Source organism: Streptomyces sp. NPDC041191 (assembly GCF_055591945.1).
The window spans coordinates 147367-159196 of sequence record NZ_JBVIZC010000007.1 but is presented as its reverse complement, the minus strand read 5'-3'; the positions used below and the strand labels follow the sequence as shown (position 1 = coordinate 159196).

Below are 11830 nucleotides of genomic sequence, written 5' to 3'. Positions count from 1 at the left end.
TCCGGGAGGCTATGCGAAGAATCCCGTGCGTCATTGGTTACTTTGGGGGCGGCACAGGGAGGGGTACCGGCAGGTGGAGCGCAGGACTATCGGGGCGACGGCGCTCGACGTGGGCGCGATCGGCCTGGGGTGCATGCCGATGAACTGGGCGTACAGCCGCTCGCAGCAGCGGGGGGACCGCGCGCTGCGGACCGTGCACGCGGCCCTGGACGCCGGGACGAGCCTGCTGGACACCGCGGACATGTACGGCCCGTTCACCAACGAGCTTCTGCTGGGGCGGGTGTTGAAGGAGCGCCGGGCCGACGCCTTCGTCTCGACGAAGTGCGGGCTGCTCGTCGGCGACCAGCACGTGGTCGCCAACGGGCGCCCGGGGTACGTGCGCCGGGCCTGCGACGCCTCGCTGCGGCGGCTCCAGACCGACGTCATCGACCTGTACCAGCTGCACCGGGCGGACCCGGAGGTGCCGGTCGAGGAGACCTGGGGCGCGATGGCCGAGCTGGTGTCGGCGGGCAAGGTGCGGGCGCTCGGCCTGTGCGCCGTCGGTGCCCGGACCGCGCGCCGGGGCGCGGCCGGCGCGGACCGCGAGGGCTACGAGGGAACGATCCGGCAACTGGAGCGCGTCCAGCAGGTCTTCCCGGTGGCGGCGGTGGAGGCCGAGCTGTCGGTGTGGTCGCAGGAGGCCCTGGTCCGGCTCCTGCCCTGGTGCGCCGCCCGGGGCGTCGGCTTCCTGGCGGCGATGCCGCTGGGGAGCGGTTTCCTGACCGGGACGCTGACCCCGGGCGGCGGTTTCGAACCGGACGATCCGCGCGCCCGGCACCCCCGGTTCACGGCGGAGATGATGGCGGCGAACCAGCCGCTCGTGGCGGGGCTGCGGCGGGTGGCCGCGCGGCACGGGCCGGACGTCACCCCGGCCCAGGTGGCGCTCGCCTGGGTCCTCGGCCGGGGTCCGCACGTCGTGCCGGTGCCGGGGACGAAGCGGGAACGGTGGGCGGTGGAGAACGCGGGGGCGGCCTCGCTGCGGCTGACGCCGGAGGACCTGGCGGAGATCGCGGCGCTCCCGGCCGCCCGGGGATCCTGGGACTGAGCGCCCGGCGGGAACCACTCCGGGGCGGGCGGTGTTCACACGGGTGGGGACGCCGCCGTCGGGTGGGGCGCCGCCGCGGAGCGGTGGTGCCGCCGTCCGACCCGTCGAAGGGACCGTGCCGATGAACCGTCCTGCTGTCGTGAAGGCCCTGGCCTCCGCCGCCACCGTGCTGGTCCTGGCAGCGGGCTGCTCCCCGGGAGGCGCGGAGGAGCGGCCGGGCGCGGCCCCGCCGACGCGGGCCCCCTCCTCCGCCCCCGTCTCCCCCGGCACCGCCGCGCCCCCGGCCGGCCGGGTGACGGTGGCGGGGACGCTCACCGAGGGCCTGGAGTCGCCCTGGGGGCTCGCCGCGCTGCCCGGGGGCGATCTGCTGGTCTCGTCGCGGGACGGGGGGACGGTGACCCGGATCGACGGGCGGACCGGCGGGAAGACGTCCCTCGGCGAGGTGCCGGGGGTCGTGCCGGGCGGCGAGGGCGGGCTGCTGGGCCTGGCCGTCCGGGACGGCCGGGTGTACGCGTACCTGACGGCCGCCTCGGACAACCGGATCGTGCGCATGCGGTACGGGGGCGCGTCCGGCGACCGGCTCGGCCCGCCGGAGCCGGTCCTGACCGGCATCCCCAAGGGGTTCACGCACAACGGCGGGCGGATCGCGTTCGGGCCGGACGGGATGCTGTACGCGGGGACGGGCGAGACCGGGCGGACCGGTCTGGCGCAGGACCGGGGGTCGCTGGGCGGGAAGATCCTGCGGATGACGCCGGAGGGCGCTCCGGCGCCGGGCAATCCCTTCCCGGGCTCGGTCGTCTACTCCTACGGGCACCGCAACGTGCAGGGCCTGGCCTGGGACGCGGACGGGCGGCTGTGGGCGGCCGAGTTCGGCCAGAACGCCTGGGACGAGCTGAACCTGATCGGGGCCGGGCGGAACTACGGCTGGCCGGAGGCCGAGGGACGGGCCGGGAGGAAGGGGTTCGTGGACCCGGTGGCCCAGTGGCCGACCTCGGAGGCGTCCCCGAGCGGGATCGCGTACGCGCGGGGCGCGATCTGGCTGGCCGGGCTCAGGGGCGAGCGGCTGTGGCGGGTCCCGCTCTCCGGCGAGGAACGTTCCGGGGAGCCCCGGGCGTTCCTGGAGGGTGAGTACGGCCGCCTGCGGACCGTCCTCGCGGCGGGCGGCGACCGGCTCTGGCTGGTGACCGGCGAGACCGACACCCGGGGGACGCCCGGGCCCGGTGACGACAGGATTCTCCGCCTCCGGGTGGAGTGAGAAGGGCGGTGGCCGTGTTCGGTCCCATGGCGGAGCTGTTCGCACCCGGCCGGCAGCACACCGAGGAGGAGCGGCGGAGGCTCGCCCTGACCCGGGAGGACGCGGGGGACGCGGACCCGGGCCGGGGCCCGATAGACCTGCGGTCGGGGCGGGTGACGATACGGGTGCCCCGGGCGGGGACGCGGGGGGACGCCGACGGACGGCCGGAGCACGGCCGCGGGGACGGCGCGGAGCGGCCGGGGGGCGGGGACGGCACCGGGCAGCCGGAAGAGGCGCACGGGGACGGTGACGGGAGGGCCGGCGGATGAGGAGCGGGCGGAGCCGCGTCGTACGGCCGGGCCGGGCGCGCCCGGCCCCGCGAGGGGGCTGCGGGCCGGTGCGCGCCGGACCGTCCCGTGGGGAACCGGCCGGTGGGTGCCGCCGGGCCACTCCCCGCCCCGGGCCGGGCGGCGGGTGCCCGCCGGGCTACTCCCCCGCCCGCTCCGCCTTCGCCGCGCGCCACTCCGGGGCCAGGACCGACCAGATCTCCGTGTCCGTGCGCGTGCCCCGGTACGGGTAGTTCTCGCGCAGGACGCCCTCCCTCGTCATCCCGAGGCGGCGGGCGACGGCGGTGCTCGGCCCGTTCTTCGTGGAGGCGTACCACTCGACGCGGTGGATGCCGCGCTCCTCCACCGCCCAGTCGATGATCACCCGGCAGGCCCGGGTGACCAGGCCCTTCCCGGCGGCGGCGGGCTCCAGCCAGCAGCCCGCCTCGGCGGTGCCGTGCGTCACGTCCATGGTCCGGAACATGACGCCGCCGACGAGGGTGCCCCCGGTCCAGATGCCGTAGATCCGGCCCGCGTCGTTCGCGGCCTTCTCGGCGTACGCGCGGAGGAAGGAGCGGGCGGAGTCCAGGTCCGTGACGACGTCCGGCAGCCCGACGTGCTGCCCGATGTACTCCCGGCCCCGGTCCATGTGGGCCAGGAACTCCTCGGCCCGCCAGGGTTCCAGGGGCCGCAGCTCGGCGCCGTCGTCACCCAGCGATATCGCGAACATCCTCGTTCTCCTCCGTGTCCGGGACCGTCATGTGCCGCACCGGGATCTTCGCACGCGCGCCGGCGGCGGCCCGGCACTCCGGCGGTTCGACGCTGATCCGGGGCAGCAGGCGGTCGAGCCGCTTCGGCAGCCACCAGTTGGCGCCGCCGAGCAGGTGCATGAGGGCGGGGACGAGGAGGGTGCGGAGCACGAAGGCGTCGAGGGCGACGGCGGCGGCGAGCGCGATGCCGAACATCGCGACCACCCGGTCGCCGCTGAGGACGAACGCCAGGAAGACGGAGATCATGATGACGGCGGCGGAGTTGATCACCCGGCTGGTCTCGGCGAGGCCGACCCGGACCGCCCGCCGGTTGTCGCCGGTCTCCAGCCACTCCTCGTACATCCGGCTGACCAGGAAGACCTGGTAGTCCATGGAGAGTCCGAAGAGGACGGAGACCATGATCACGGGGAGGAAGGGTTCGATCGGTCCTGCGCTGCCGAGGCCGAGGAGTTCGCTGCCCCAGCCCCACTGGAAGACCGTCACGACGACGCCGAAGGCCCCGGCGACGGCCATGACGTTCATGACGGCCGCCTTGAGCGGGATGCCGACCGAGCGGAAGGCGAGCAGGAGCAGCAGGCAGCCGAGGGCGATGACGACGCCGACGAAGAGCGGCAGCTTGCCGACGATGATCTCGGCGAAGTCGTCGTAGGAGGCGGTGACTCCGCCCACGTTCACGTCGAGGGAGGTGCCCGCCTCCGCCCTCGGCAGGACGTCCCGGCGCAGCCGGTCGACCAGTTCGCTGGTCGCCCTCGACTGCGGCGAGGAGTCGGGGACGACGGTGAGGACGGCGGTGTCGCCGGGGCCGTTGTAGGCGATCGGGGAGACGTCCGCGACGCCCCGGGTCGCGCGGAGCGCGGCCGGCAACTGGTCGAGGGCGACCCGGTCGTCGGCGCCGTCGAGGGCGGCGACGAGGGTGAGGGGGCCGTTGACGCCGGGCCCGAAGCCGTCGGCGAGCAGGTCGTACGCCTTGCGGGTGGTCGCACTCGCCGGGCCGTTGCCCTGGTCGGAGGTGCCCAGGTGGAGCGAGAGCGCGGGCAGCGCCAGGACCGCCATGACGACGACGGCGGCGGCTCCGAGGCGCTTGGGGTGCCGCTCGACGAAGGCGGACCAGCGGGCGGCGAACCCGGTGGGGAGTTCGGGCCGCGGTCCGTGTTCGGCGAGCGTGCGGCGTTCGCGCCGGGACAGCGCGCGCGGGCCGATCAGGGAGAGCAGGGCCGGGAGGAGGGTGACGGAGGCGGCGACCGTGAGGACGACGGTGAGGGAGGCGGCGACGGCGACGCCGTTGAGGAAGTCCAGCCGCAGGATCAGCATGCCGAGCAGGGCGATGCAGACGGTGGCCCCGGCGAAGACGACGGCGCGGCCGGTGGTGGCGACGGCGGTCTCGGCGGCCTCGGCGACGGACAGGCCGCGTTTGAGGCCCTTGCGGTGCCGGGTGACGATGAAGAGCGCGTAGTCGATGCCGACGCCGAGGCCCACGAGCATGCCGAGCATGGGGGCGAAGTCCGCGACGGTCATCAGGTGGCCGAGCAGCACGATCCCGGAGTACGCGATGCCGACGCCGACGAGCGCGGTGGCGATGGGGAGCGCGGAGGCGGCGAGCGAGCCGAAGGCGAGGAAGAGGACGACGGCCGCGACGGCGACGCCGACGACCTCGGCGACGTGGCCGCCGGGGGCTTCGGTGAGGGCGACGGCGGAGCCGCCCAGCTCGACCCGGAGGCCGTCGGTCGCGGCGACCCTGGCGGTGTCGACGAGGGCCTCTGCCTGCGCCTCGGGGATGTCGTCCGCCTGTTCGGCGAAGGTGACGGTGGCGTAGGCGGTGCGCCCGTCCTCGCTGATCCGTCCCGCCGCGTCCTCGTAGGGGGAGGTCACGGCGGCGACGCCGGGCAGCTCCGCGACCTCGCGGAGCATGGCGGTCGTGCGCTCCCGGACGGCGTCGGCGCGGACGCTGCCCCGGTCGCTGTGCCAGACGATGGTGTCGCTGTCGCCGCCGAGGCCGTGGAAGCCCCGGTCGAGGAGGGCGGTGGCGCGGCCGGACTCGGTGCCGGCGGCCTCGTAGTCGTTGGAGTAGGCGTTTCCCGCGAGGAGCGCCCCGGTGCCGGTCCCGCCGAGGGCGAGGAGCCAGAGGAGGACGGCGAGGAGGCGGTGCCGGACGCACCACCGGGCGATGGCTGCCAAAGGACGTGCTCCCTGGGTGGTTCGTGGATCTTTCCCGGGAACGGCCCGAAAAGAACGCGTGACCTACGTGCGCTCACTCTCGCAGCCAAACGTGATCGTTTGTCCCTTTCGTGTCGATGGTCACAGGGGTGTGGCGTCCACCGGGACGCGGGGGCCCGCGCCCCGCGCCCCGGTTCGCCGCGCGCTCAGCCGGAGACGCTGGCGCGGCCGTTCTCGATGTGGCCCATGACCCGGCGGCGGAAGCCTCCGGGGGCGGTCACCTCGACGTCGTACCAGCCGTGCGCGTCGGCGGCCGAGTGGACGACGGTGCGGGTCTTCCCGGGCTTCACGGTGACGGTGCGGGTCCAGTCCGCGAGGTCCTCCTCGTCCACGTACCCGAGCGGCCGGACCGTGAAGGAGAGCGGCGCGGAGCCGGTGTTCCGCACGGTGAGGTGCAGGTCGCGGTCGCGGTGGTCGATCCGGGTGGCCAGCTCGGCGCCGCCCGTCGCGGGCCCCTCGAACTCCCGGCGGAAGCCGTTGGGGCCGGTGATCGTGAAGCGGTAGCGGTCGCCGGGTACGGGGACGGTCCACTCCCCCGTGCCCCGGACGTCCCGGTGCTGCGGGACGTCGAACTCGCCCGCGTACGGATAGAGGGCGAAGTGCGCGCTCGCCCTGCCCCCGTTGCTGAGCGCGACCCGTACGGAACCGGCGCGGACGGTGGCGTCGGCGTCCGGCTGGTACGGCAGGGGGCGGGCGGGACGGACACCGGGCTCCTGGACGGGCATCCGCTGCACGGCCGGGGGCTGGGGCCGCCAGCGGCCGGTGAACGGCGGAACCGGGCCGGGCCGCTCGACCTCGGGCTGCCGGCGGCTCCGCCGGAAGTCGAAGGCGGAGGTGAGGTCGCCGGTGACGGTCCGGCGCCAGGGGGTGATGTTGGGCTCGCGGACGCCGGTGAGCTTCTCCAGGAAGCGGATCACGGAGGTGTGGTCGAAGGTCTCGGAGCAGACGTAGCCGCCGACCGACCAGGGGGAGACGACGAGCAGCGGGACGCGGATGCCGAGGCCGGTGGGCTGTCCCTTCCAGCGCTCGTCCGGGTCGTCGGCGGGCGGGACGGGCGGCGGGACGTGGTCGAAGAAGCCGTCGTTCTCGTCGTAGTTGATCAGGACGACGGTGTGGCGCCAGACGTCGGGGTGGGAGCCGAGGGCATCGAGCACCTTGTAGACGAGGGTGGCGGAGGCGATCGGGGAGGAGGAGCCGGGGTGCTCGGAGTCGATCGCGGAGGGCACGAGGTACGAGACCTCGGGCAGGGTCCCGGCGGCGACGTCGGCGCGGAAGGCGTCGGCGAGGGTGCCGCTCTCGACGCGGCGCAGGCCGCGTTCGAAGAGGGAGCGCTCGGCCTTCGTGAGTTCCGCGACGCCCTCGTCGAGCAGGCCGAGGAGCCGGGTCCGCTCGGCGGGGTCCTCCGTGTCGCGGACGGCGGCGTAGAAGGACTCCATGAAGGTGTGGCCGCCGGTGCGGGCGAGTGCCTTGCGGGCGATCTTCTTGAAGGTGGTGAAGAACTCGATGTTGTTGTCGGTGAAGTTCTCCCACTCGGTGTACGTCTTCCAGCTGCGTCCGGCGGCTTCGAGCCGTTCGGCGTAGGTGGACCAGCCGTAGCCGGGGTGGGTGGCCTCGGCGTAGGCGGCGTTGCTCACGGCCCGGCTGCCGTCGGCCTCGTAGCCGGTCCAGCCGGACCAGAGGTGGTTGCGGTTGGGGCTGGTCGAGGTGTGGATCGACGAGTGGTAGGCGTCGCAGACGGTGAAGGTGTCGGCGAGCTCGTAGTGCAGGGGGATGTCCCGGCGGTCGTAGTACGCCATGGTGGCGGCGGTCTTGGCGGTGACCCAGCCGTCCATCCAGCCGCCGCGCCACGCCTTGGCGCCGCCGCTCCAGGAGTGGTCGAGGTCCCCGATGTACTGGAGGTCCTTCTTCTGGGTCTCGGCGGCGTCCCGGATCGGGAAGGGGAGCACGGTCCTGCCGGTCCCGGCGGGCTGCTCGAAGACCGGCCTGCCGGAGGGGAGTTCGACGGCGTTCCGGTCGCCGAATCCGCGGACGCCGCGGAGGGTGCCGAAGTAGTGGTCGAAGGAACGGTTCTCCTGCATCAGGATCACGACGTGCCGGACCGCCGAAAGCCCTCCGGACGGGGGCTCCGCGGCCATCGCGGCCTGCAGCGACGGCGGCAGCAGCGATCCGGCCGCGGCGGCACCCAGGGCGCCTCCGCCCAGTGCGAAGAGCCTTCTGCGGGACATCTCGGACGACAAGACCGACCTCCAGTCGACGGCCAATGGTTCTCCTTCGAGCCATTGGGTGGTTCGCCCGGGACGGTAGTGAGACGGGGTGACGACGAGAAGACCCGGCGGGGGCCTTCCCGTGAACGTCCAAGGGAACAGGACAGAAGTCCAAACGATTTCAGGCCATCGGGGACCCCGCCGGACCGCGCGGAACGGGCGGACCGCCCGCCGGAATGGGGCGGGACGGAACGGGGCAGAGCGGGACGGAACGGGGCAGGGTGCGGAACGCCGAGGGGCGGCGCCCCGGTGCCGTCGCACCGGAACGCCGCCCCGCGGCCGTACGAGAAGGGGATCAGCCCTCGGAGACGCCCAGCTTCTCCAGGATCAGGTCCTTGACCCTCGCCGCGTCCGCCTGGCCCCGGGTGGCCTTCATGACCGCGCCGACCAGGGCGCCGACCGCCGCGACCTTGCCGCCGCGGATCTTGTCCGCGATCGCCGCGTTGCCCGCGATGGCCTCCTCGACCGCCGCGCCGAGCGCGCCGTCGTCGGAGACGACCTTCAGACCGCGCTTCTCGACGACCTCGTCCGGGGTGCCCTCGCCGGCGAGGACGCCCTCGATGACCTGGCGGGCCAGCTTGTCGTTGAGGTCGCCGGAGGCCACCAGGGCCGAGACCCGGGCCACGTCCGCCGGGGTGATCGGCAGCTCCTCCAGGGAGACGCCCCGCTCGTTGGCGTTGCGGGCCAGCTCGCCCATCCACCACTTGCGGGCCGAGGCCGCGTCCGCGCCCGCCTCGGCCGTGGCGACGATCGCGTCGACCGCACCCGCGTTGAGGATGGCCTGCATCTCCACCTCGGAGACGCCCCACTCCTCGCGCAGCCGGTTGCGGCGCACGCGCGGCAGCTCGGGCAGGCCCTTCCGCAGCTCCTCGACCCACGCGCGGGAGGGGGCCACCGGCACCAGGTCCGGCTCGGGGAAGTAGCGGTAGTCCTCGGCGTTGTCCTTGATGCGGCCGGAGGTCGTGGTGCCGTCGTCCTCGTGGAAGTGGCGGGTCTCCTGCACGATCGTCCCGCCGGAGGACAGGACGGCCGCGTGGCGCTGGATCTCGAAGCGCGCCGCGCGCTCCACCGAACGGAGCGAGTTGACGTTCTTCGTCTCCGAGCGGGTGCCGAAGGTCTTCGTGCCGTGCGGGCGCAGCGACAGGTTCACGTCGCAGCGCATCTGGCCCTTGTCCATGCGCGCCTCGGAGACGCCCAGGGCGCGGATCAGCTCGCGCAGCTCGGCGACGTACGCCTTGGCGACCTCGGGGGCCCGCTCGCCCGCGCCCTCGATGGGCTTGGTGACGATCTCGATGAGCGGGATGCCGGCCCGGTTGTAGTCGAGCAGCGAGTGCGAGGCGCCGTGGATGCGGCCCGTCGCGCCGCCGATGTGGGTGGACTTGCCGGTGTCCTCCTCCATGTGGGCGCGCTCGATCTCCACGCGGAAGACCTCGCCGTCCTCCAGCTGGACGTCCAGATAGCCGTTGAAGGCGATCGGCTCGTCGTACTGGGAGGTCTGGAAGTTCTTCGGCATGTCCGGATAGAAGTAGTTCTTCCGGGCGAAGCGGCACCACTCGGCGATCTCGCAGTTCAGCGCGAGGCCGATCTTGATCGCGGACTCGACGCCGATCGCGTTGACGACCGGGAGCGAGCCGGGCAGGCCGAGGCAGGTCGGGCAGGTCTGCGCGTTCGGCTCCGCGCCCAGCTCGGTCGAGCAGCCGCAGAACATCTTCGTCCGGGTGCCGAGTTCGACATGGACCTCCAGGCCCATGACGGGGTCGTACTCGGCGAGCGCCGCTTCGTACGACAGCAGTTCAGTGACAGTCACGGTGAGACTTTCCCTCTCAGCCCAGCAGGACGTCGTCGTCGCCCAGGCGCTTGAGCTCCCGGTAGAGGATCGCCAGGCCGGTGACGATGGCGGCGGCGGACACCGCGGCGTCGATCAGCCGCAGGGTGTCGCCGTCGTTGCGGGCCAGCTTCGCCTGCTTGGCGACGCTGACGGCGCCGAAGGCGGTGGTCGCCAGCGAGACGTAGACGCCGGTCTTCGACTTCTTGAAGTTCTTGGCCTTCTTTGCCATGGCACTCACAGCGACGGAGCCTCCTCGAGCAGCGGGTGTCCCCACTTTTCCACGAAGGCGGCCTCGACGGCGGCGCCGACCCTGTAAAGGCGGTCGTCCTTCATGGCGGGGGCGATGATCTGCAGACCGACCGGCAGGCCGTCCTCGGGCGCGAGGCCGCAGGGCAGCGACATGGCGGCGTTGCCGGCCAGGTTGGTCGGGATGGTGCACAGGTCCGCGAGGTACATGGCCATCGGGTCGTCGGCACGTTCGCCGATCGCGAAGGCGGTGGTGGGGGTCGTCGGGGAGACGATCACGTCCACCTGCTCGAACGCCTTCTCGAACTCGCGGGTGATGAGGGTGCGGACCTTCTGGGCGGAGCCGTAGTACGCGTCGTAGTAGCCGGAGCTGAGCGCGTACGTGCCGAGGATGATCCGGCGCTTGACCTCGTCGCCGAAACCGGCCTCGCGGGTGAGGGCGGTGACGTCCTCGGCGGACCGGGTGCCGTCGTCGCCGACCCGCAGGCCGTAGCGCATGGCGTCGAAGCGGGCCAGGTTGGAGGAGCACTCGGACGGCGCGATCAGGTAGTACGCCGAGAGGGCCAGGTCGAAGGTCGGGCAGTCCACCTCGACGACCTCGGCGCCCAGCGACTTCAGCAGCTCGACGGACTCGTCGAAGCGCTGCACGACGCCGGCCTGGTAGCCCTCGCCGCGGAACTGCTTGACGACGCCGACGCGCATGCCGGCGACCGAGCCGTTGCGGGCGGCCTCGACGACCGGCGGGACCGGGGCGTCGATGGAGGTGGAGTCGAGCGGGTCGTGCCCGGCGATCGCCTCGTGCAGCAGGGCCGCGTCCAGGACCGTGCGGGCGCAGGGGCCGCCCTGGTCGAGGGAGGAGGAGAAGGCCACCATGCCGTAGCGGGAGACCGCGCCGTAGGTCGGCTTGACGCCGACGGTGCCGGTGACGGCGGCGGGCTGGCGGATGGAGCCGCCGGTGTCCGTGCCGATGGCGAGGGGGGCCTCGTACGCGGCGAGGGCGGCCGACGAACCGCCGCCGGAGCCGCCGGGGATCCGGGTGAGGTCCCAGGGGTTGCCGGTCGGGCCGTAGGCGCTGTTCTCGGTGGAGGAGCCCATCGCGAACTCGTCCATGTTGGTCTTGCCGAGGATGACGACGTCGGCGGCCTTCAGGTTCCTGACCAGGGTCGCGTCGTACGGGGGGATCCAGCCCTCCAGCATCTTCGAGCCGACGGTCGTCGGGATGCCGGCGGTGGTGAAGATGTCCTTGAGCGCGAGCGGCACGCCCGCGAGCGGGCCGAGCCTCTCGCCCCGCGCGCGCTTCTCGTCCACGGCGCGGGCCTGGGCCAGGGCGCCCTCGCGGTCCACGTGCAGGAAGGCGTGGACCTTCTCGTCCACGGCCTCGATGCGGGCGAGGTGGGCCTCGGTGACCTCGACGGCGGTCAGCTCGCCGGCGGCGATCTTCCCGGCGATCTCGGCCGCGGTGAGCTTGATGATGGTGTGGTCCGTCATGGCTTCTTAGTCCTCCCCCAGGATCTGCGGCACCTTGAAACGCTGCTGCTCCTGGGCCGGGGCGCCGGAGAGCGCCTGCTCGGGGGTGAGTGACGGACGGACCTCGTCCGCGCGCATGACGTTGGTCAGCGGCAGCGGGTGGGAGGTCGGGGGTACGTCTTGGTCGGCGACCTCGGAGACGCGGGCGACCGCGCCGATGATGTCGTCGAGCTGGCCGGCGAAGTGATCGAGTTCTTCGCTCCGCAGCTCCAGACGCGCCAGCCGGGCGAGGTGGGCGACCTCCTCGCGCGTGATGCCAGGCATGCGGTTCCTCACGGGATGAGCTTGATGGTGTGGGCCCATCCTAGGGGGCCGGTGCCCCGGCCCGTGAAACGGT

Annotated in this window: 10 protein-coding genes; 3 read left to right on the top strand and 7 right to left on the bottom strand. The window is 73.4% G+C overall.

The window, feature by feature from the left end; translation table 11 throughout:
* Positions 1-73 precede the first annotated feature (73 nt).
* From ACZ6AQ_RS15915 to ACZ6AQ_RS15905, 3 genes are all read left to right on the top strand, one after another.
* The gene (locus tag ACZ6AQ_RS15915; protein ID WP_468760336.1) at positions 74-1084 is read left to right on the top strand and encodes an aldo/keto reductase; all 1011 of its coding nucleotides are present in this window, start codon (positions 74-76) and stop codon (positions 1082-1084) included.
* A 121-nt stretch (positions 1085-1205) separates the two neighbouring features.
* Positions 1206-2339, top strand: coding sequence for a PQQ-dependent sugar dehydrogenase (locus ACZ6AQ_RS15910; protein WP_468760335.1), 1134 nt, complete (start codon positions 1206-1208; stop codon positions 2337-2339).
* Between the two features lie 8 nt (positions 2340-2347).
* The gene (locus ACZ6AQ_RS15905; RefSeq protein WP_468760334.1) at positions 2348-2647 is read left to right on the top strand and encodes a DUF6191 domain-containing protein; all 300 of its coding nucleotides are present in this window, start codon (positions 2348-2350) and stop codon (positions 2645-2647) included.
* Positions 2648-2804: 157 nt separating this feature from the next.
* Here ACZ6AQ_RS15905 and ACZ6AQ_RS15900 read toward each other — a convergent pair whose 3' ends face one another.
* The 7 genes from ACZ6AQ_RS15900 to gatC form a co-directional block, all read right to left on the bottom strand.
* Positions 2805-3374, bottom strand: a complete 570-nt coding sequence (locus tag ACZ6AQ_RS15900) for a GNAT family N-acetyltransferase (protein ID WP_468760333.1) — start codon at positions 3372-3374, stop codon at positions 2805-2807.
* The gene (locus tag ACZ6AQ_RS15895) at positions 3352-5589 is read right to left on the bottom strand and encodes an MMPL family transporter (RefSeq protein WP_468760332.1); all 2238 of its coding nucleotides are present in this window, start codon (positions 5587-5589) and stop codon (positions 3352-3354) included. The genes ACZ6AQ_RS15900 and ACZ6AQ_RS15895 overlap by 23 nt, the downstream gene beginning before the upstream one ends.
* A gap of 185 nt (positions 5590-5774) precedes the next feature.
* Positions 5775-7865, bottom strand: a complete 2091-nt coding sequence (locus ACZ6AQ_RS15890; RefSeq protein ID WP_468760331.1) for a phosphocholine-specific phospholipase C — start codon at positions 7863-7865, stop codon at positions 5775-5777.
* Between the two features lie 322 nt (positions 7866-8187).
* Entirely contained in the window at positions 8188-9699 is a 1512-nt protein-coding gene (gatB, locus tag ACZ6AQ_RS15885; protein ID WP_468760330.1) for an Asp-tRNA(Asn)/Glu-tRNA(Gln) amidotransferase subunit GatB, read from the bottom strand.
* A gap of 16 nt (positions 9700-9715) precedes the next feature.
* On the bottom strand, positions 9716-9949 hold the full coding sequence (locus ACZ6AQ_RS15880) for a hypothetical protein (RefSeq protein ID WP_388689367.1): 234 nt from the start codon (positions 9947-9949) through the stop codon (positions 9716-9718).
* 5 nt (positions 9950-9954) lie between these two features.
* Entirely contained in the window at positions 9955-11454 is a 1500-nt protein-coding gene (gene gatA / locus ACZ6AQ_RS15875) for an Asp-tRNA(Asn)/Glu-tRNA(Gln) amidotransferase subunit GatA (protein WP_468760329.1), read from the bottom strand.
* 6 nt (positions 11455-11460) lie between these two features.
* Positions 11461-11757: an Asp-tRNA(Asn)/Glu-tRNA(Gln) amidotransferase subunit GatC gene (gatC, locus tag ACZ6AQ_RS15870; protein ID WP_030218541.1), complete on the bottom strand. Its 297-nt coding sequence runs from the start codon at positions 11755-11757 to the stop codon at positions 11461-11463.
* Positions 11758-11830: the final 73 nt, after the last annotated feature.